The 20449-nt window shown below is 67.7% G+C and carries 20 protein-coding genes and 3 pseudogenes; 15 read left to right on the top strand and 8 right to left on the bottom strand.

What is annotated here, in order from left to right:
- A complete protein-coding gene (locus tag K9U37_RS16135; RefSeq protein WP_272888050.1) occupies window positions 1-1053 on the top strand; it encodes a nitronate monooxygenase in 1053 nt (350 codons plus the stop codon).
- Here the strand turns inward: K9U37_RS16135 and ald are convergent.
- Complete coding sequence (ald, locus tag K9U37_RS16130) at window positions 1023-2138, bottom strand: alanine dehydrogenase (RefSeq protein ID WP_243072539.1); 1116 nt, start codon at window positions 2136-2138, stop codon at window positions 1023-1025. The genes K9U37_RS16135 and ald overlap by 31 nt on opposite strands.
- Before the next feature lie 94 nt (window positions 2139-2232).
- Here ald and aldR point away from each other — a divergent pair, with 94 nt between their 5' ends.
- From aldR to K9U37_RS16090, 8 genes are all read left to right on the top strand, one after another.
- Window positions 2233-2748, top strand: coding sequence for an HTH-type transcriptional regulator AldR (gene aldR, locus K9U37_RS16125; RefSeq protein WP_243072538.1), 516 nt, complete (start codon window positions 2233-2235; stop codon window positions 2746-2748).
- Window positions 2749-2858: 110 nt separating this feature from the next.
- Entirely contained in the window at window positions 2859-3593 is a 735-nt protein-coding gene (dapB, locus tag K9U37_RS16120) for a 4-hydroxy-tetrahydrodipicolinate reductase (RefSeq protein WP_243072537.1), read from the top strand.
- 35 nt (window positions 3594-3628) lie between these two features.
- The gene (locus tag K9U37_RS16115; RefSeq protein WP_243073415.1) at window positions 3629-4051 is read left to right on the top strand and encodes a hypothetical protein; all 423 of its coding nucleotides are present in this window, start codon (window positions 3629-3631) and stop codon (window positions 4049-4051) included.
- Window positions 4048-4500 carry a flavodoxin family protein gene (locus K9U37_RS16110; RefSeq protein ID WP_243072536.1) on the top strand — a complete coding sequence of 151 codons (453 nt, stop codon included), beginning with the start codon at window positions 4048-4050 and terminating at the stop codon, window positions 4498-4500. Before K9U37_RS16115 ends, K9U37_RS16110 begins: the two co-directional genes overlap by 4 nt.
- Window positions 4501-4562: 62 nt before the next feature.
- Window positions 4563-5027, top strand: coding sequence for a hypothetical protein (locus K9U37_RS16105; protein WP_243072535.1), 465 nt, complete (start codon window positions 4563-4565; stop codon window positions 5025-5027).
- A gap of 42 nt (window positions 5028-5069) precedes the next feature.
- Entirely contained in the window at window positions 5070-5870 is an 801-nt protein-coding gene (locus K9U37_RS16100; protein WP_243072534.1) for a thymidylate synthase, read from the top strand.
- A gap of 54 nt (window positions 5871-5924) precedes the next feature.
- Window positions 5925-6407: a dihydrofolate reductase gene (locus K9U37_RS16095; protein ID WP_243072533.1), complete on the top strand. Its 483-nt coding sequence runs from the start codon at window positions 5925-5927 to the stop codon at window positions 6405-6407.
- Complete coding sequence (locus K9U37_RS16090) at window positions 6404-7612, top strand: winged helix-turn-helix domain-containing protein (RefSeq protein WP_243072532.1); 1209 nt, start codon at window positions 6404-6406, stop codon at window positions 7610-7612. The genes K9U37_RS16095 and K9U37_RS16090 overlap by 4 nt, the downstream gene beginning before the upstream one ends.
- On the opposite strand, the gene K9U37_RS16085 is transcribed toward K9U37_RS16090, so the two are convergent.
- On the bottom strand, window positions 7609-7881 hold the full coding sequence (locus K9U37_RS16085; RefSeq protein ID WP_243072531.1) for a hypothetical protein: 273 nt from the start codon (window positions 7879-7881) through the stop codon (window positions 7609-7611). The two genes, K9U37_RS16090 and K9U37_RS16085, sit on opposite strands and share 4 nt — an antisense overlap.
- Before the next feature lie 72 nt (window positions 7882-7953).
- On the opposite strand from K9U37_RS16085, the gene thyX reads away from it, so the two are divergent.
- From thyX to K9U37_RS16070, 3 genes are read left to right on the top strand one after another with little or no spacing between them, the layout of a single operon-like run.
- On the top strand, window positions 7954-8703 hold the full coding sequence (gene thyX / locus K9U37_RS16080; RefSeq protein ID WP_243072530.1) for an FAD-dependent thymidylate synthase: 750 nt from the start codon (window positions 7954-7956) through the stop codon (window positions 8701-8703).
- A 17-nt stretch (window positions 8704-8720) separates the two neighbouring features.
- Window positions 8721-9629, top strand: coding sequence for a 4-hydroxy-tetrahydrodipicolinate synthase (dapA, locus tag K9U37_RS16075; RefSeq protein WP_243072529.1), 909 nt, complete (start codon window positions 8721-8723; stop codon window positions 9627-9629).
- A 7-nt stretch (window positions 9630-9636) separates the two neighbouring features.
- Window positions 9637-11316: a ribonuclease J gene (locus K9U37_RS16070; protein WP_243072528.1), complete on the top strand. Its 1680-nt coding sequence runs from the start codon at window positions 9637-9639 to the stop codon at window positions 11314-11316.
- Between the two features lie 42 nt (window positions 11317-11358).
- On the opposite strand, the pseudogene K9U37_RS16065 reads toward K9U37_RS16070, so the two are convergent.
- From K9U37_RS16065 to K9U37_RS16050, 4 genes and pseudogenes are all read right to left on the bottom strand, one after another.
- A pseudogene (locus K9U37_RS16065) lies at window positions 11359-12234 on the bottom strand (heme-dependent oxidative N-demethylase family protein).
- Window positions 12231-13067: pseudogene (locus tag K9U37_RS16060) on the bottom strand (PDR/VanB family oxidoreductase). Before K9U37_RS16060 ends, K9U37_RS16065 begins: the two co-directional pseudogenes overlap by 4 nt.
- Window positions 13064-13261: a dimethylamine monooxygenase subunit DmmA family protein gene (locus K9U37_RS16055; RefSeq protein WP_243072527.1), complete on the bottom strand. Its 198-nt coding sequence runs from the start codon at window positions 13259-13261 to the stop codon at window positions 13064-13066. Before K9U37_RS16055 ends, K9U37_RS16060 begins: the two are co-directional and overlap by 4 nt.
- A 149-nt stretch (window positions 13262-13410) precedes the next feature.
- A complete protein-coding gene (locus tag K9U37_RS16050; RefSeq protein WP_243072526.1) occupies window positions 13411-13725 on the bottom strand; it encodes a putative quinol monooxygenase in 315 nt (104 codons plus the stop codon).
- Window positions 13726-13909: 184 nt separating this feature from the next.
- On the opposite strand from K9U37_RS16050, the gene K9U37_RS16045 reads away from it, so the two are divergent.
- Complete coding sequence (locus K9U37_RS16045; RefSeq protein ID WP_243072525.1) at window positions 13910-16426, top strand: FtsK/SpoIIIE family DNA translocase; 2517 nt, start codon at window positions 13910-13912, stop codon at window positions 16424-16426.
- Between the two features lie 3 nt (window positions 16427-16429).
- Here the strand turns inward: K9U37_RS16045 and K9U37_RS16040 are convergent, their stop codons facing one another.
- Complete coding sequence (locus tag K9U37_RS16040) at window positions 16430-17200, bottom strand: amino acid permease (RefSeq protein ID WP_308197394.1); 771 nt, start codon at window positions 17198-17200, stop codon at window positions 16430-16432.
- A gap of 65 nt (window positions 17201-17265) precedes the next feature.
- Window positions 17266-17457 (bottom strand): annotated as a pseudogene (locus tag K9U37_RS20245) (arginine-ornithine antiporter); the annotation flags it as partial.
- 208 nt (window positions 17458-17665) lie between these two features.
- Between K9U37_RS20245 and arcD the strand changes: the two are divergent.
- Both arcD and K9U37_RS16030 read left to right on the top strand, forming a co-directional pair.
- Window positions 17666-19135 carry an arginine-ornithine antiporter gene (gene arcD, locus K9U37_RS16035; protein WP_243073414.1) on the top strand — a complete coding sequence of 490 codons (1470 nt, stop codon included), beginning with the start codon at window positions 17666-17668 and terminating at the stop codon, window positions 19133-19135.
- A gap of 34 nt (window positions 19136-19169) precedes the next feature.
- Window positions 19170-20426, top strand: coding sequence for an arginine deiminase (locus K9U37_RS16030; RefSeq protein WP_243072524.1), 1257 nt, complete (start codon window positions 19170-19172; stop codon window positions 20424-20426).
- Window positions 20427-20449: the final 23 nt, after the last annotated feature.

The raw sequence follows: 20449 nt of genomic DNA, 5'->3' as shown, positions 1-20449 counted from the left end.
TTGACCTTCAGCCTGCATGATCTGGCCGTTCCCATCGTCGGAGCGCCGATGGCAGGTGGTCCGGGCACACCGGCGCTGGCCGCCGCGGTGTCCAACGCGGGCGGGCTCGGTTTTCTCGCTGCCGGCTACCTCAGCGCGGAGAAGTTCGCGGACTCGATCGCTGCCGTGCGCGCGGCCTCTACCGGCCCGCTCGGGGTGAATCTGTTTGTGCCCCAGCCGTCGCTGGCCGATGCAGCCGCCCTCGCGCGCTACCGCGAGCTGCTCGCGCCGCTGGCCGAGCGCTACGGTGCCGAGCCGGGCCGTACACACCCCGACGACGACGCATGGGATGCCAAACTCGACGTGGTCGCCGACACCGCACCGGAGGTGGCCTCGTTCACGTTCGGCTGCCCGTCATCGGACGCCCTTGCCCGGCTGCGGGATCGAGGCGTGCTGACCGCGGTGACCGTGACCTCGGTGGACGAGGCCGGTGTGGCGGTGGGTGCCGGAGCGGACGCTCTGGTGGTGCAGGGGCCTGCCGCCGGTGGGCACCGCGGCACGTTCGATCCCGGCCGCAAGCCGGGAGACGAGCCGCTGGAGGAGCTGCTGGCTGCCATCCGAGCCGCGCACGACCTACCGCTGATCGCGGCCGGAGGACTCAGCACAGCCGGTGACGTCCGCCGAGTGCTCAGCTTCGGTGCGATGGCCGCCCAGGCGGGCACCGCCTTCCTGCTGTCCGACGAGGCCGGCACCAATCCCGTTCACCGCCAAGCACTCTCCGATCCGCAGTTCACCCACACGGTGGTCACCCGCGCGTTTTCCGGACGCTTTGCGCGGGGCCTGGCCAACGACTTCACCGACCGCTTCGATCCCGTGGCGCCGCTGGGCTACCCGGAGGTCAACCAGCTGACCGGCGCGATGCGCCGGGCCGCGGTCGCCGCCGGTGACCCGCACTGCGCCAACCTGTGGGCGGGCACGGCGTGGCGGGGTATCAGACAGGGCGCTGCTGCGGACATCGTCGCGGCGTTGGCTCACCGAGGTTCTCAGGCCAGCAGGCCTGCAGGATCGGTGTAAGGCAGCTCGAGGTCGTGGGCGACCTCGGCGTTGAGCAGCTGACCCTGATGCGTCGACAGGCCCCTGGCCAGCGCCGGATCGGAGAAGCAGGCGCCCTGCCAGCCCTTGTCGGCGAGCTTGAGCACGTATGGCATGGTGGCGTTGGTCAGCGCGTAGGTCGAGGTCCGCGGCACCGTGCCCGGCATGTTCGCCACGCAGTAGAACACCGCGTTGTGGACGTTGAACGTCGGGTTGTCGTGCGTGGTGGGCCGGGAATCTTCGAAGCAGCCACCCTGGTCGATCGCGATGTCCACCAGCACCGCGCCCGGCTTCATCTGTGCCACAGTCTTATTGGTGACCAGCTTGGGAGCCTTGGCGCCCGGGACCAGGACGGCACCGATCACCAGGTCGGCCTGCTTGACAGCGTCCTCGAGGTCCAGCCGCGAGGAGTAGCGGGTCTCGATGGCGCCGCCGTACTCGGCGTCGATCTTGCGCAGGATGTTGATGTTGAGGTCGAACACCGTGACATGGGCGCCCATACCCCAGGCGACGGCAGCCGCGTTGTCGCCGGCCATACCGCCACCAATCACGACGACCTTGGCGGGGGCGACACCGGGGACGCCACCCACCAGCACGCCGCGACCGCCCTGGGTGCGGATCAGGTGGTAGGAGCCGACCTGGGCCGCGAGCCGACCGGCGACCTCACTCATCGGGGCCAGCAGCGGCAGCGCGCCGTCGGCGGTCTGCACGGTCTCGTAAGCAATCGAGGTGATGCCAGAAGCCAGCAGCGCATCGGTGCACGGGCGCGAGGCCGCCAGGTGCAGGTAGGTGAACAGGGTCTGGCCCGTGCGCATCCGGCTGTATTCCGGCTCGATGGGCTCCTTGACCTTGAGCAGCAGATCGGCCCGGGCCCACACGTCGTCGGCGCTGCTGACGATCTGCGCGCCGGCGCCCTTGAAGTCGTCGTCGGTGATGGCCGAGCCGTCACCCGCGCCGGCCTGGACCAGCACGTCGTGGCCGCGGTGGACCAGCTCGGAAACACCCGCGGGGGTGATGGCAACTCGATACTCGTTGTTCTTGATCTCGGTCGGGATGCCGACGCGCATGATCGCTCCTCGTTCGGAAATTGACTTGCACGAATTGTGAAGAAATTTCGAAGCCGTGGCAATCATGACGACGAAGGTTCGATAAACTGCCGATATGTCTGAAGGAGCGTCGAAATCGATGGTGCGTTCCGCCGCAGCGCCGAAGGATGTTCGGGCCGCTGAGCTCGACGACGTCGACCGGCGCATCCTGGCCGTGCTGCACGCTGATGCCCGCATCTCCAACAGCGCGCTCGCTGACGCGGTGGGGATTGCCCCGTCGACGTGCCACGGCCGGGTCCGGCGGTTGCAGAACTTCGGCGTGATCCGCGGGTTCTACACCGACATCGACCCGGCCGCCATCGGGTTGTCGTTGCAGGCGATGATCTCGGTGCGGTTGCAGTCCAACGCCCGCGGCAAGATCCGCAACTTCATTCAGCACGTCCGGCGCAAGCCGCAGGTGATGGACGTCTACTTCCTGGCCGGGGCCGACGACTTCATCATCCACGTGGCCGCCCGCGATACCGACGACCTGCGCGCGTTCGTCGTCGAGAACCTCAACCTCGACGCCGACGTCGCAGGCACCCAGACATCGCTGATCTTCGAGCACCTGCGCGGCGCCGCGCCGCTCTAGCGGCGGCCGGCGGGTGAAGGAAGACGCGCTGCCTGCCGACCAGCCCGCCTTCGCGGGTGAGCACGGTTGCGGCAGATCGAACGCATCGTCGGCACGACTAGGCTGCTGGCATGCGAGTTGGGGTTCTGGGCGCCAAGGGCAAGGTCGGCACCACGATGTGCGCCGCGGTGCGCGACGCTGACGACCTGACGTTGAGCGCGGAGGTCGACGCGGGTGACGACCTGACACTGCTCACCGACAGCGGCACCGAGGTGGTCATCGACTTCACCCATCCCGATGTCGTCATGGACAACCTGAAGTTCCTCATCGACAACGGGATCCACGCGGTGGTCGGAACCACCGGCTTCACCGACGACCGCCTCGAGCAGGTGCAGGCGTGGCTGTCGGCCAAGCCCGGTACCGCAGTTCTGATCGCGCCGAACTTCGCCATCGGCGCGGTGCTGTCGATGTACTTCGCGCAGAAGGCGGCACCGTACTTCGAGTCGGTGGAAGTGATCGAACTGCACCACCCGCAGAAGGCGGACGCCCCCTCGGGTACCGCGACGCGCACCGCCAAGTTGATCGCGCAGGCGCGAAAAGGCTTGCCGCCCAACCCTGATGCCACCAGCACCGCACTGGAGGGTGCGCGCGGTGCGGATGTCGACGGCATCCCGGTGCACTCGGTACGGCTGACCGGACTGGTCGCGCACCAGGAGGTGCTCTTCGGCACGCTCGGGGAGACGCTGACCATCCGTCACGACAGCCTGGATCGCACCTCGTTCGTCCCCGGCGTGCTGCTGGCCGTACGGCAGGTCGCCAAGCGGCCGGGGCTGACCATCGGAATCGAACCGCTGCTCGACCTGTGAACCGCGCCCTGCGCATCCAGCTGCTGATCGGCTTCATGTGTGTGGCCCTGCTGGTCTACGTCGTGCTGCTGGGCCGCACCGGGGTGGCGCTGATCGGCACCGGCAAGCCGGCCGGGATCGCGCTGGGCATCGGGGTGCTGATCTTGCCGCTGGTGGGGCTGTGGGCGATGATCGCCACGCTGCGGGCGGGTTTGGCCCATCAGCGGCTGGCCCGCCTGGCCGGAGAGGACGGGATGGAACTCGACGTCAGCGGGTTGCCGCGCACGCCGTCGGGCCGCATTGCGCGCGACGCCGCCGACGCGCTCTTCGACACCGTGCGTGCTGAACTCGAGGCCGACCCGGACAACTGGCTCCGCTGGTATCGGCTGGCACGGGCCTACGACTACGCCGGGGACCGCGGCCGCGCCCGGGTCGCGATGCGCAAAGCCGTCGCCATGCAATCGGGGGAGAAGCCGTGACGCGCCTGCTGATCGTCCATCACACGCCGTCGCCGCATTGCCAGGAGATGTTCGAGGCGGTGGTGGCCGGAGCGACCGCCCCCGAGATCGAGGGCGTCGAGGTGGTGCGCCGGCCGGCGTTGACGGTCTCGCCGGTCGAGATGTTGGAAGCCGACGGCTACGTGCTCGGCACTCCGGCCAACCTCGGCTACATCAGTGGCGCACTCAAACACGCCTTCGACGTCTGCTACTACCCGTGCCTGGACGCCACCCGCGGGCGGCCCTTCGGCCTCTACATCCACGGCAACGAGGGCACCGAAGGGGCGGAGCGCGCAGTCGCCGCCATCACGACCGGGCTGGGCTGGATCAAAGCCGCCGAGACCGTCGTCGTCTCCGGCAAGCCAGGCAAGGACGACGTCGAGGCGTGCTGGAATCTGGGTGCGACGGTCGCCGCTCAGTTGATGGGATAGCCGCCATCGACAGACGGGCCCGCACTACCCTCGTTGAGAAGGATCTGGAGTCTGGAGGTGGCATGGGAATCGCCGACATCGCACTGGGAGCCGCGCCCGTCGCCGGTGGTGCGCTGATGGGTCTTGCCGCGGGCAGCCTCAAGGGTCCCGACTTCCGGGGCATGATCAAGACGGACCTGGACCTCCTCGACAAGATTCCGCCCGAGGACGTCGAACTGCGAGCAGAGTTCAAGGCCAGCATCGACCGGCGGATCAAGGACTTGATCGTCAGCACCGAGAAGAGCCGCGAACTGTTGGACGTCGCCGCCTCCTACAAGGGCAACTGGCGCGACATCGTCGTGTTCGTCTGTGCGGTGCTGTTCACCATCGTCTGGTGGAACGTCCCGCACAGCCGGACCAACTGGCTGCCGACATTCGTGTTCTTGATCCTGCTGTCGGCCGTCGTGTTCTTCTACGCCTCACGCGGCGCCGTCCGAGCCGTGCGCAGTATCGGCAAGCACCACGACGAGCACCACTCAGCGGGGTAGGCGTCGTTTCTACCTCGTGTCGCCGGACGTAAGCTGAGCCGCGTGCCGATCGCCACACCGTACGAGGATCTGCTGCGACTTGTGCTCGAGAAGGGGACGCCCAAAGCCGACCGCACCGGCACCGGCACCCGCAGCCTTTTCGGCCACCAGCTGCGCTACGACCTGGCGGTTGGTTTCCCGCTGATCACCACCAAGAAGGTGCACCTGAAGTCGGTGGTCTGCGAGCTGCTGTGGTTCCTGCGCGGGGATTCCAACGTCGAATGGCTGCAGCGGCACGGCGTCACGATCTGGGATGAATGGGCTTCTCCCACAGGCGATCTCGGGCCGGTCTACGGGGTCCAGTGGCGCTCGTGGCCGACGCCGACCGGCGAACACGTCGACCAGATCAGCAACGCGTTGGAGCTGCTGCGCACCGATCCGGACTCGCGGCGCATCATCGTCTCGGCCTGGAACGTGGGGCAGATCCCGCAGATGGCGCTGGCGCCGTGCCATGCGCTGTTCCAGTTCTACGTGGCCGACGGCCGGTTGAGTTGCCAGCTCTACCAGCGCAGCGCCGACCTGTTCCTCGGGGTGCCGTTCAACATCGCCAGCTACGCCCTGCTGACCCACATGATGGCCGCGCAGGCCGGGCTGGGAGTCGGCGAGTTCATCTGGACCGGGGGCGACTGCCACATCTACGACAACCACGTCGAGCAGGTCGCCGAGCAGCTCGGTCGCGACCCCAGGCCGTATCCCGAACTCGTTCTGGCCCAGCGTGATTCGATCTTCGACTACAGCTACGAAGACATCGAGATCCGCAACTACGACCCGCACCCGGCGATCAAGGCGCCGGTCGCCGTATGACGACGCGAGTCGACGATGCGGTGCGAGGAACGAGCAGGGCGGAGGAGCGAGCGAATGGGCCTTGGCCTGATCTGGGCGCAGTCGACTTCGGGGGTCATCGGTCGGGACGGGGGCATCCCGTGGCACCTGCCCGAGGATCTCGCCCGCTTCAAGGACGTGACGATGGGCCACACCGTGGTGATGGGCCGTCGCACCTGGGAGTCACTGCCCGCGAAGGTGCGCCCGCTGCCGGGACGCAGAAATGTCGTACTGACCCGGCAACCTGACTACATGGCACATGGAGCGACGGTGGTGGGCGACCTCGACGCCGCGCCCACCGATGACGACACCTGGGTGATCGGCGGGTCGGAGATCTATCACCTGGCCTTGCCGTCGGCGACCCGCTGCGAGGTGACCGAGGTCGAGACCGACCTGCGGCTGGAGGACGACGACGCCCTGGCCCCGATGCTCGACGAATCGTGGGTCGGCACGTCGGGGGACTGGCAGACCAGCAGTTCGGGTCTGCGCTTCCGGTTCCACAGCTACCTACGGGCATGACCCGGCTGACCGCCGACCAGGCGCGCCGGGTCGCGGTGGCCGCCCAGGGTCTGGCCGAGCCGAGGCCAAGCGGGCCGGTCACCCGCGCGCACCTGCGCCGGCTCATCGGACGTATTCAGGTGTTGCAGCTCGACTCGGTGTCGGTGGCTGTCCGCGCGCACTACGCGCCGGTCTTCAGTCGGCTGGGCCCGTACGACCGCGACGTGCTCGACGGGGCGGCGTGGAGCCACACCGCCCGCTCACCGCGGCTGCTGGTGGAGTACTGGGCGCACGAGGCTGCGCTGATGGCCATCGAGGACTGGCCCCTGCTGCGCTGGCGGATGCGTGAGTACGTGCACGGCCGGTGGGGCACCGAGATCGTCAAGAAGAACGCCCGGCTGGCCGAGGACATCGTCGCCGCCGTCGCCGAACTCGGGCCCAGCACCGCCGGGCAGATCGAGGCCCACCTGGAGGCCGAACCGCCCGGCCGCAACGGTCCGTGGTGGGACCGCAGCGAGACCAAGTGGGTGGCCGAGGCGCTGTTCGCCTCGGGGGTGCTGACGACGGCGCACCGGGTCGGCTTCGCCCGCCACTACGACCTCACCGAGCGGGTGCTGCCGGCCGACGTCCTGGCCCGCGAGGTCGACGACGCGCAAGCCCTTCGCGAGCTGACGCTGCGTGCGGCCGGTGCCCTGGGCGTGGGTACCGAGGCCGACATCCGCGACTACTTCCGGCTGCGCGCCGAACAGATCAAGCCCGCGCTGGCCGAGTTGGTCCCCGCGGGGGAGTTGGAGCGCGTCGAGGTGGCCGGCTGGTCTGCGCCGGCCTACCTGCGGGCCGGCTCGACGGTGCCGCGGCGGGACCGCGGGACGGCCCTGCTGTGCCCGTTCGACCCGCTGATCTTCTTCCGGCCCCGCGTGGAGCGGCTGTTCGGCTTCGAGTACCGCATCGAGATCTACACCCCGGCGGTCAAGCGCAAGTTCGGCTACTACGTGTGGCCGTTCCTGCTCGACGGGCGGCTGGTGGGCCGGGTGGATCTCAAGGCCGACCGCACCGCGGGCGTGCTGCACGTCGTCGGGGCGTTCGCTGAACCGGGACAGGATTTGGCGCGGGTGGCCCCGGCGCTGGCCGCCGAATTGCAGACGATGGCGGGCTGGCTGGGTTTGTCGGCGGTGACAGTCGGTAGCCGCGGCGAGCTGGCTCCTCAGCTGTCGCACTGCGTTTAGCGGCCGAGCGCGCGGATGAGGAGTTCCTTGATCTCGCTGGTGGTGTCCTCCAACGAACGGACCCGGGTATTGGTGTCGTCGAGCTTGGATTCGACACTCGTCAGTCGATGATCCACCTTGTCCAGGTGGTTGTCCACCCGCCCCAACCGCTCCGCCTGATCACGCTGATTGGCCCCAAGTGCGTTGACCGCAGCGAGTACGGCTCGGTAATCGGCCTGCGACGCCTCGAGCGCGGCGACGCGAGCTTCGAGATCGGCGAGCGTGGACATGGCCCGATTCTAGGAGCGTCGTGCGCGCCTGTCAGTTCACTGACAACACCGCACCGGCGCTACTGTTCTCCCGTGGCCGAGACTGCGCCGCTGCGCGTGCAACTGATCGCCAAGACCGAGTTCTCGGCCCCTGCCGACGTCCCTTGGAGCACCGACGCCGACGGCGGCGAAGCGCTGCTGGAGTTCGCCGGCCGCGCCTGTTACCAGAGCTGGTCCAAGCCCAACCCGCGCACCGCCACCAACGCCGCCTACCTCAAGCACATCATCGACGTCGGCCACTTCTCGGTGCTCGAGCACGCCTCGGTGTCGTTCTACATCACCGGCATCTCCCGCTCGTGCACCCACGAACTGATCCGCCACCGTCACCTGAGCTACTCGCAACTCTCCCAGCGCTACGTGCCCGAGAATGAGGCTCAGGTCGTCATCCCGCCCGGGTTGGAGGACGAACCAGAACTGCAGCAGATCCTGCTGGCAGCGGCCGACGCCAGCCGCGCCGCCTATGTCGAACTACTGGCCAAACTGGAAGCCAAGTTCGCCGACACGCCGGGAGTGCTGCGCCGCAAGCAGGCCCGCCAAGCCGCCCGTGCCGTCCTGCCCAACGACACCGAAACCCGCATCGTCGTCACCGGTAACTACCGCGCCTGGCGGCACTTCATCGCCATGCGCGCCAGCGAGCACGCCGACGTCGAGATCCGCCGCCTGGCAATCGCCTGCCTTCGCCAGCTGGCGCGCGTGGCGCCGGCGGTGTTCGCCGATTTCGAGATCGCCGAGCTCGCCGACGGCACCGAGGTGGCAACCTCGCCGCTGGCGACTGAGGATTGAGGCCCAGCGGGTAATCTGTGCCCGTGAGCACCAGCGGATTCGATGCCAGCGCCCGGTTGGGCACGGTTCTGACCGCCATGGCTACGCCGTTCAAGCCCGACGGCTCGCTGGACACCGATACCGCCGCGCGGCTGGCCACCCGGCTCGTCGACTCCGGCTGCGACGGACTGGTGATCTCCGGAACCACCGGTGAGTCGCCCACCACGACCGACGCCGAGAAGACGCTGCTGTTGCGCGCCGTGGTCGAGGCGGTCGGTGACCGGGCCCGGATCATTGCCGGCGTCGGCACCTACGACACCGCCCACAGCGTGCACCTGGCCAAGGCCGCCGCGGCTGAAGGTGCGCACGGCCTGCTGGTTGTCACCCCGTACTACTCGCGGCCGCCGCAGTCGGGGCTGGTCGCGCATTTCACCACCGTCGCCGACGCCACCGACCTGCCGGTGATCCTCTACGACATCCCGCCGCGCTCGGTGGTGCCCATCGACTGGGACACCATGCGCACCGTCGCCCGGCATCCCAACATCGTGGCGGTCAAGGACGCCAAGGCCGATCTGCCCGGCGCTGCGCAGATCATGGCCGAGACCGGGCTGGCCTACTACTCGGGGGACGACGCGCTCAACCTGCCGTGGCTGGCGATGGGCGCCGTCGGCTTTATCAGCGTCTGGGGGCACCTCGCCGCCGGCCAGCTGCGAGAGATGCTGAACGCCTTCAACTCCGGTGACGTTGCCACCGCCCGCAAGATCGCGGTGACGCTGGGCCCGCTGAACGCCGCACAGGCCCGCCTCGGCGGTGTCACCCTGTCGAAGGCGGGCCTGCGGCTGCAGGGCTTGGAAGCCGGCGATCCGCGACTGCCGCAGATGCCGGCGACTCCCGAACAGCTCGACGAACTGGCCGCCGACATGCGCGCGGCCGGTGTCTTGCGATGAGTTCGTCGTGAACGAAGAACTCAGAACTCCCGGTCCGCTGGCACCCGGTGCCCTGCGCGTCACCCCGCTCGGCGGTGTCGGGGAAATCGGCCGCAACATGATGGTTTTCGAGCATCTCGGTCGTCTGCTCATCATCGACTGCGGTGTGCTGTTTCCGACGCATGACGAGCCCGGCGTCGACCTGATTCTGCCCGACCTGCGCCACATCGAGCACCGGCTCGACGACGTCGAGGCCCTGCTGCTCACCCATGCCCACGAGGACCACATCGGCGCGATCCCGTTCCTGCTCAAGTTGCGCGCCGACATCCCGGTGGTGGGCTCGAAGTTCACCCTCGCCCTGGTCGCCGCGAAATGCCGTGAGCACCGGATCAATCCAGTCCTCGTCGAGGTCTGCGAGGGCACCCGCAGTACCCACGGCGTCTTCGAATGCCAGTACTTCGCCGTGAACCACTCGATTCCCGACGCGCTGGCCATCGCCGTCCGCACCGGCGCCGGAACCGTACTGCACACCGGCGACATCAAGCTCGACCAGCTTCCGCTGGACGGCCGGCCCACCGACCTGCCGGGGATGTCGCGCCTCGGTGACGCCGGCGTCGACCTGTTTCTGTGCGACTCCACCAATTCCGAGATCCCCGGCGTGGGGCCCTCGGAGAGCGAAATCGGGCCGACCCTGCACCGGCTGATGCGCGGCGCCGACAGCCGCCGGGTGATCGTCGCCTGCTTCGCCTCCAACGTCGACCGCGTGCAACAGATCATCGACGCCGCGGTGGCACTGGGCCGGCGGGTGTCCTTCGTCGGTCGGTCGATGGTTCGCAACATGGGCATCGCCAAGGAACTCGGCTTCCTGCGCGTTGATGACCGCGACGTCGTCGATATCGCCGTCGCCGAGGAGATGCCGCCCGAGCAGGTTGTGTTGATCACGACCGGCACCCAGGGCGAGCCGATGGCGGCGCTGTCCCGGATGTCGCGCGGCGAGCACCGAAGCATCACCATCACCTCCGACGACCTGATCATCCTGTCCTCGTCGCTGATCCCCGGCAACGAGGAGGCGGTGTTCGGTGTGATGGACGCGCTGGCCAAAATCGGTGCCAGGGTGGTGACCAATCAGCAAGTGCGCGTACATGTTTCGGGTCACGCCTACTCCGGTGAGCTGTTGTTCCTCTACAACGCGGTTCGCCCGCGCAACGTGATGCCGGTGCACGGCACCTGGCGCATGCTGAGAGCCAACGCCAAGCTGGCCGCCGGCACCGGCGTCCCCGAAGACCGGATCGTCCTGGGCGAGAACGGGGTCAGCGTGGATCTGGCCAACGGCGTCGCCAGCATCGCCGGCGCCGTGCCGGTGGGCAAGATGTTCGTCGACGGCCTGATCACCGGCGATGTGGGCGAGTCCACCCTGGGCGAACGGTTGATGCTCAGTGCGGGTTTCGTGGCGATCACCGTGGTGCTGCGCCGCGGAACCGGGCGTCCGGCGGCGCCGCCGCACCTGCACGCGCGTGGATTCTCCGAAGACCCCAAGGCGCTGGAGCCCGCGGTCCGCAAGGTGGAGGCCGAATTGGAGAAGCTGGCCGGCGACAACGTCACCGATACGGTGCGCATCGCACAGGCGGTGCGTCGCACGGTCGGCAAGTGGGTAGGGGAGACCTACCGACGCCAGCCGATGATCGTGCCGACGGTCATCGAGATCTAGACATTCGCCGAGCAGACGCAAAGGCCCCCGAACTGCGGCGTGTCACGGTACATTTCCGTCTGCTCGCGGATGTGGGGACGGCCCACGCGACCCCAACCACGACACCGCGCGGTCGCGGTAGGCGCTGATGCCCTTGTAGTCGGCGATGTCCTCGGGCAGCTCGGCCAGTATCGAGGCGGTCCGCACCCGCCACTTTTCGACGGTGGCGATATCGGCCAGCGGCAGCATGTAGCTGCGGATCAGAAAGCAGATCGCTCCGGATTCGGCCAGCCGGATCAGATGCTGGATCTCCACCCGCAGATGCACAAGCCGGCCGAACGTCTCGTCGTCGACGGCGTCGAGCTCAACGCCGTCGGGCAGCCGTTCCGGCAGTGTCTCGGTGGACACGTCAAGGGTGCGCCCGATCGTCATAGACCAGTTGGTGCGCCGGTAGATCTGGTTGGGCTGCAACCGCATCAGGAACTCGCGCGCGCGGGTGATCACCCCGGACCCGCGCAGGCGCGGTACCGGGCCGTGGATCTCCAGGAACGTCATGCCGACGTCGAACCCGAAGGACCAGCCCGCGGCGAAGGTGACCACCCCGGCGTCGGCGAACAGGTCACCGTCGCGCTGGTCGTGCAGGACGATGTCGTCCTGCACTTGCCCGGCGATGTAGGCCAGCGGGTCGCAGGCAAGCTGGATTCGTCACCGAGCACGAAATCCTGTGTCAGACCGAGTAGTTCGTTGCGCCAGTGCCAGACGTCCCCCTCGCGGGTCAGGGACATGGGTGTATTCGCAGTCGATGTGCAGGACCGCCTGGCCCCACTGTCCGGTCGGCGTGCGCACCGTCGTGCGCGCCGGTTCGAGGTTGGTGCTGTACCGGTATTCGTCAGCGGTGTACGGGAATGGGAACGATGCCAGCAACTCGGGAGCGCTCACAGCCCCAACTCCAGGCGTCCGTGGGCGCGAGATACGCACGCCATCATCGCATCGCCCGCCTCCCGCTCATCTTGGCCCAGGTACAGGTCCCGGTGCTGCAGCGCTCCCGAGCGCACGGGTACCCGGCATTCGCCGCACACCCCCTGACGGCACATGCTCGGCACCGCCAGTCCGTGCGCCTCGAGCTCCTCCAACAGGGAGACGCCCGAGTCGACCACGAAAGTCCGTCCACTGCTCGCCAACTCGACCTCGAATGGCTCGCCGGGGGCCAGCTCACCGCCGAAGTGCTCGACGTGCATTCGGCTCTCGGCGGCCAGCCGAATTCGGTGGCCAGGGCGACCACGTCGTCGATGAACGCCCCCGGCCCGCAGATGTAGGCGTGGGTGCCGAACGGCGAGTCGGCCAGCGTCGCAGCCAGCTCGGCGACGAACGGGGCGCGGTCGGTGAAGAACCGGGCGTGGTCGGTCAGCGCTTTGATCTGCTCGACGTAGGCGCCGCGGCCCTCGCGATGAATGTAGAGCAGTTGCACGTCGCGGCCCCAGCGGTGCGCGCTGCGCAGGTGCGACACCATCGGGGTGATTCCGATCCCGGCGGCGATCAGCAGATGCCGGGTGGCGCGCAGCACCGGGGCGAACGCGCTGCGCGGCTCGCGAACCGCAACAGTGTCCCCGGTCAGCGAATAGGCGTTGGCGCCGCAGCCGCACTCGATGACGAGGTGGCTGCCCGGGGTGAACGACGGCAGCGGGCCGCGGTCCGGGGCGGGCCAGGGTCAGTGTCCGGATGCCGGCCACGGAGTCGTTGACGGCGACGACCTGCAGGCTCAGCGCGCTCACGGAGCCGCCCGGTGATCGGCATGCATCGCGAACCCCAGATGAGCACCGAGCCGCCGCGACACGTCGTAGTAGACGTACAGCTCGCGGCCGCAGCCGGGGCAGGGCAGCGTCCCGGTGAGTTCCACGCGCGCCGTTGTCGTGGTTCGGCAATGGGCGCAGAAGATCTCGCGGATGCCCACCTCGGTACTGGCCACTGTCAGCTCGTCATCACCGACCGATGGCCAGCACCGTCCAGTGCCGCCCGGTCAGGTCGGCCCGGCGGCCGCAGCGCAGCCACCGCCCAGGGTGGGACGCTGGTGAGTTGTCCCACGACGGTGCCCTCGCGTTCTGGCTCGCGAGCCCGTCAGGCCCGCAGCTGACCCTTGGCCGGGTCGCCGGCGACGATGGGCGTGAGCATCTTGATGTCCGGCGCGCCGTCGAGGTGCTCGCCGATCTCGGCGAACAGCGTGGTGACACCCGGTGCGGTGCTGTGGGTCTTCAGCGCGTCGGCATCGGCCCACTGCTCGACGAAGACGAAGGTGCGGTCGGCCTCGTGCAGGGAGTACAGCTGGCAGCCCGGCTCGTCGTGAACGGCGGCGATGGCCTTCTTGCAGGACTTGCGCACGCTGTCGACCGACTCTGGCTTGGCGGTGAAGCTGGCAACGACGACGACGGGCATGCGGAACTCCTCGCTGAAAATGTGTGTGACCGCGCTTACATTAGCCTGCGGATTCGGCGCGGTTTGCGCCGCTGCGCGGCGATAACCGCGCCGAAATCGCGCTTGGTCGCAGGTTGGCAACAGCCACCCTGGAACCAGTGTGGCGGATGGTGCACATGGGGTAGTTGCGACTAGCCTTGCGGACATGGCGAACAAGACGGCCGCTCGCTCTGGCGCGCGAACGACCAGGTCAAAGGGTGCCACGAAGCCGGTCAAGGCCTCCAGGTCGGCCGCACCCCGTCGGAAGCCGCCGGCCAAGAAGCGCACCGCCTCGCCGGTGGTCAGCGCTGCCTCGGCCAGTGGCCGCGCGGCGCGGGCGACCTGGCTGATGGTGGCCAAGGGCGCTGGCTCCACGGCGCGTTCGGTCGGCCGCGCCCGCGACATCGAGCCGCACCATCGCCGAGACGGCATCGCGCTGGGGCTGCTGGCCGTCGCCGTCGTCACCGCCGCGAGTTCCTGGTTCGACGCCGCCCGCCCGGTCGGCGCCTGGATCGACTCGGTGCTGCGGACCTTCGTCGGTGGCGCCGTGGTGCTGCTGCCCCTGATCCTCGCCGTCATCGCCGTGCTGCTGATGCGTTCCGAACCCAACCCCGAGGTGCGACCGCGCCTGATCCTCGGCGCGACCATGATCGCGCTGCCGGTGCTCGGGCTGTGGCACCTGTGGTCCGGGGCGCCGATGGATCCCGCCGCGCGTCAGCGCGCCGCGGGCTTCGTCGGCTTCGCCATCGGCGGCCCGCTGTCCGACGGCGTGACCCCGTGGATCGCCACACCGCTGCTGATCATCGCCGCCCTGTTCGGGATGCTGCTGCTGTCGGGCACCACCATCCGCGAGTTGCCCGACACCCTGCATTCGATGTTCAGCACCCGGGTTCGGTACGCCGACGACGAGTACGACGACGACTACGACGACTATGACGAGACACAGGACCGCGCCGAGGCAGAGCCCGAGGACTTCTCCGACGGCTACTACGACGACCCGCGCGCCTGCGAGGAGGAAGCCCCGTCCTGGCCGGGCACCCCGAAACCCGTCGGCACGCCGTATGACAACTACCCACTCGAGCAGGACGCGCCCACCGTTCCCGAGCCGGTCAAGGCGCGGCGCAAGAAGCCAACTCCCAAGCAGGACACCAAGGTTCTCGATCGGGTAATCGAAGGTCCCTACACGCTGCCGTCGCTGGAGCTGCTGGTGGCCGGCGACCCGCCGAAGCGGCGCAGCGCGGCCAACGATCAAATGGTGGACGCGATTTCGTCTGTCCTGCAGCAGTTCAAGGTCGACGCCGCGGTCACCGGCTGCACCAGGGGCCCGACCGTCACCCGCTACGAGGTGGAGCTCGGCCCCGGCGTGAAGGTCGAGAAGATCACTGCACTGCAACGCAACATCGCCTACGCGGTGGCCACCGAGAGCGTGCGCATACTCGCGCCGATCCCGGGCAAGTCGGCGGTGGGCATCGAGGTGCCCAACACCGATCGCGAGATGGTGCGCCTGGCCGACGTTCTCACCGCGCCATCCACCCGCCGCGACCACCATCCACTGGTGATCGGCCTGGGCAAGGACATCGAAGGCGACTTCATCTCGGCCAACCTGGCCAAGATGCCGCACCTGCTGGTGGCCGGCTCGACCGGCTCGGGCAAATCGAGCTTCGTCAACTCGATGCTGGTCTCGCTGCTGGCGCGCGCCACCCCCGACGAGGTGCGGATGATCCTCATCGACCCCAAGATGGTGGAACTCACACCGTATGAAGGCATTCCGCACCTGATCACGCCGATCATCACCCAGCCGAAGAAGGCTGCGGCAGCGCTGGCGTGGCTGGTCGAGGAGATGGAACAGCGCTACCAGGACATGCAGGCCTCCCGGGTGCGCCACATCGACGACTTCAACGCCAAGGTGCGCTCCGGGGAGATCACCACTCCGCCGGGCAGCCAGCGGGTGTACAAGCCGTATCCCTACATCGTCGCCATCGTCGACGAGTTGGCCGACCTGATGATGACCGCGCCGCGTGACGTCGAGGACGCCATCGTGCGCATCACCCAGAAGGCCCGCGCCGCAGGTATTCACCTGGTGCTAGCTACCCAGCGTCCGTCGGTCGACGTCGTCACCGGCCTGATCAAGACCAACGTGCCGTCCCGGCTGGCGTTCGCGACCTCGTCGCTCACCGACAGCCGCGTCATCCTCGACCAGCCGGGCGCCGAGAAGCTCATCGGCATGGGCGACGGGCTGTTCCTGCCGATGGGAGCCAGCAAGCCGCGGCGCTTGCAGGGCGCCTACATCACCGACGAGGAGATCCAGGCCGTCGTGCAGGCCTGTAAGGACCAGGCTGAGCCGGAGTACACCGAGGGTGTCACCGCGGCCAAGCCCTCGGGCGAGCGCACCGATGTCGACCCGGACATCGGCGACGACATGGACGTCTTCCTCCAGGCCGTCGAGCTGGTGGTGTCCAGCCAGTTCGGCTCCACCTCGATGCTGCAGCGCAAGCTGCGGGTGGGCTTCGCCAAGGCCGGGCGCCTGATGGACCTGATGGAAACCCGCGGCATCGTCGGCCCGTCGGAGGGCTCCAAGGCGCGCGAGGTGCTGATCAAGCCCGACGAACTGGCAGCCACCCTGATGGCCATCCGCGGTGGGGGATCCGACGACTCCGGTGACGACCCCGACGAGGACCACTGACCCTCACAGGCTCATCTGGCCGGTCGCGAGCAGGACGACGGCGACTGCCGCGCCGACACCGAGGGTGGCGAATAGCAGTGCCTCTGCGACGGTGAAGACCCGCGCGCTGTGTTCCCGCCGGGCCGCGACGTAGAGCGCGGCGGCGGGCGTGTACAGAAGGCAGGACAACAGCAGGAACTTCGGACCGGCTGCGGAGACCAGGAACGTGGCGTATGCTGTCGCCAGGAGTGCGATCGCGAAATCGGTACGCCGGGAGCGGGTATCGCCGTAAGTTTCACCGGTGATCGTGAGCTTCAGCGCGTACTCGCCTGCCAGCAGATAGGGAACCACCGCTAGCGCCGCCGTCAGATCCAGGATGAAATCCAATGCCTCCGAGGCGAACAGCACGACGATCAGCAGAGCTTGGATGTAGCCACTGACCATGAACAGCGCCGACACTGGGGTGCCCTTGGCGTTGACCTTGGTCAAGAACCGCGGCACGTCTCCCGTGGTGGCCGGAACGTAAATCACCTCGGAGGCCATCAGCGTCCAGGCCAGGTACGCCCCGAGAACCGAGATGATGACTCCGACCTTGATGAAGACGTCGCCCCACGGGCCGACCAGGGAGGCGAAGACCGTCGCCATCGAACGCGGTGTGGCGGTGGCCAATTCGGCTTGCGGCATGGCGCCGTAGGACTCCAGGGTGACCAGCATGAACACCGCCGGCACCGAGACGAAGCCCAAGACGGTTGCCCGGCCGACGTCAGAACGTTTGCGTGCGCATCTGGAGTACACGCTGGCACCTTCGACGCCCAGTAGCCGACGGCGGCGTTGAACCCCACGTAGTTGCCGAATCCAGCCTTCGCGTAGGCGAATATGCCGGCGTTGAGGTCGGGCTTGCGGACCGCGAGGGATCTGAAGACCAGCGCGAGCATCAACGTGCCGGTGCCCGCGATCGTCCACGCGATCAGCGCCCCGAGTACACCGGTCTGGGCACCGAACCGGCGGGGCAACACGAACACACCCGACCCGACGATGGAGCCGACCACCATAGCGGTCAGCGTGAGAATGCTTACCTTCTTGACAGACTGAGCCGAATCCGTCGTCGCACTGTCGGTGGGGACCTGGGCTGAATTCTGCATGCCGAACGAAACCCTGGCTGACGCGATCGTAAATCCTTCTCGACGCACCTGCAGGGCCGCTCGCGCAGTTGTTACGGTCTGTCGAAGTTGACGATGTCAGGGAGGCGCTGTGTCCGAAATGACCGAATTGAAGGAAACGTCGGGAGGACCCCCGGCAGCGCAGGCCAGCCTCGGGCTCGCCGCTCTGATCGCCATCGTGGTCGGCTCGATGATCGGCAGTGGTATCTTCGCGCTGCCGTCGCAGATGGCGGGCAGCGCGGCCCCCGGCCCACTCCTCATCGGGTGGGTGATCACCGGTGTCGGGATGCTGATGCTGGCCTTCGTGTTCCAGACGCTCGCCGAGCGCAAACCGGAAGTCGACGGCGGTGTCTACGGCTACGCCCGCGCCGGGTTCGGCAACTTCATCGGCTACACCGCGGCATTCGGCTACTGGGCCTCAGCCTGGATGGGAAACGTTGCCTACCTGGTGCTGCTGTTCTCCACGCTGGGCTACTTTTTCCCGCAGTTCGAGGGCGGCACCACGTTGCCGGCGATCATCAGTGCGTCCATCCTGCTGTGGATCGTGCATTTCATGACCCTGCGCGGGGTTCAGACCGCCGCCTTCGTGAACGTGATCGTCACCATCGCCAAGATCGTCCCTATCCTGACGTTCATCGCGATCGCGATCGTGGGCTTCAAGGCGGGGGTCTTTACCGCGGACTTCTGGGGGCAGCACACCCAGATCGATGGCAACCCGCTGGGCAGCACCATGAATCAGGTCAAGAACATGATGCTGGTGACCGTCTGGGTGTTCATCGGCATCGAAGGTGCGGCGGTGTACTCGCAGCGCGCCAAGAAACGCAAGGACGTCGGCCGTGCCACTGTGCTGGGGTTCCTGGCCGTGCTTGCCCTGCTGTTGGCGGTGAACTTCCTGTCCTACGGCCTGATGGAACAGGCGAAACTCGCCGGGCTGGCCGATCCGTCAATGGCCGGTCTGATGGAGCAGCAGGTCGGCAGTTGGGGGGTCGGCTTCATCTCGATCGGGCTGATCGTCTCCCTGCTGGGCGCGCTGATTGCCTGGGTTCTGCTGTGCGCCGAGATCCTGCGCATCCCGGCTCAGGAGGCCGTGATGCCGACGGTATTCGGTCGCGAGAATGCGCACGGTTCACCCGCCGCGGCGCTCTGGCTGACCAACGGATGCATCCAGGTCGTCTTGATCTTGACGCTCTTCGCGAGCAGTTCCTACCTGGGCCTGGTGCTGCTGGCGACGTCGCTCATCCTGTTGCCGTACCTGTGGTCGGCGGCTTATCAGGTGCTGCTCGCGGCGCGCGGTGAGACTTACGGTGACGGCCAGGGCCGCAGCCGGGATCTGGTGATCGGCGGCGTCGCCCTGATCTACGCGATCTGGCTGGTCTACGCCGGTGGCCTGGAGTATCTGCTGACCGGTGCTGTCGCCTACTTCGTGGGCACCATCTTGTTCGTGTGGGCGCGTCGGGAGAAGGGCCTGCAGATCTTCACCAAACCGGAGTGGATCATCTTCGCGCTCGTCGCGGTAGCCGCCGCGTTCGGGCTCTTCGGGATCGTCACCGGCGACATCAAAGTCTTTTAACGCCATCGATATTCGAAAGAATGGAGGGACGGTCATGACCGGCAAAGAGCCCCGGGTGGGTGTGTGGTCGGAGATCGGCAAGCTGCGCCGGGTGCTGGTGTGCCCGCCGGGCCTGGCACACGAGCGGCTGACCCCGGACACCGCCGCCGATCTGCTCTACGACGATGTGCTGTGGGTGCAGCAAGCTCGCCGGGACCACTTCGACTTCGTTTCCAAGATGGAGGACCGCGGCGTCGAGGTGCTCGGACTGGACAAGTTGCTCGAGGACGTCGTGGGTGACCCCACCGCCCGCGGATGGCTGCTGGACCGCAAGATCACTCCCGATCAGGTCGGTGCTGGCATCGCCACGGAGGTGCGGCCCTGGCTCGACGAGATGCCGGCGAAGGAACTTGCCGAACTGCTCATCGGCGGCATCCCGTTCCACGAGGTTCCCAAGGAGGTCTCGGGACCATTCGCGACGGCCTTCGGTCAGATCAGTAAGACGGGCTTCGTCATCAAGCCGCTGCCCAACACCCAGTTCATGCGGGACAACTCGTCGTGGATTTTTGGCGGCGTGACCCTCAACCCGATGTTCTGGCCGGCCCGCCGGCAGGAGACGCTGCTGACCACCGCGGTGTACAAGTTCCACCCGGCCTTCGCCGGCGAGGACTTCGAGGTCTGGCTCGGTGACCTCGACGGGGAGCCGCACGACTACGGCGCTGTGACACTCGAAGGCGGTGACGTGATGCCGATCGGCAAGGGCGCCGTGCTGATCGGGATGGGGGAGCGGTCCTCCCGCCAGGCCATCGTCAAGGTCGCGCAGAACCTGTTCGAGGCCGGCGCGGCCGAACGGGTCATCGTCGCGGTCCTGCCCCGGTCGCGGGCGGCCATGCACCTGGACACCGTCTTCACCTTCTGCAACACCGACGTCCTCACCGCCTTTGCGCCGGTGATCGACGACGCCCAGGCGATCAGTCTGCGACCGGACGACAAGTCGCCGGCCGGCCTGAGCATCGAGGTGGAGAACAAGGGCCTCATCGAGGTGGTCGGCGACGCCCTCGGCGTGACCTTCCGGGTCGTCGACACTGCCGGTGACGTCTACGGCATGCAGCGTGAACAGTGGGACGACGCGAACAATGTGGTTGCCCTGGAGCCCGGTGTGGTCATCGGCTACGACCGGAACACGTTGACCAACACCGCGTTGCGCAAAGCCGGCATCGAGGTCATCACCATCGCTGCCAGCGAGCTCGGCCGCGGCCGCGGTGGCGGTCGCTGCATGACCTGCCCGATCCTGCGCGACCCCGCCTACTGACACCACCTACCAAAAGGAGAATT

This window comes from Candidatus Mycolicibacterium alkanivorans, from assembly GCF_022760805.1.
GTDB classification, from domain to species: domain Bacteria; phylum Actinomycetota; class Actinomycetes; order Mycobacteriales; family Mycobacteriaceae; genus Mycobacterium; species Mycobacterium alkanivorans.
Note: the sequence above shows the minus strand (reverse complement) of the source record. Positions and strands in the feature narration are given on the sequence as shown.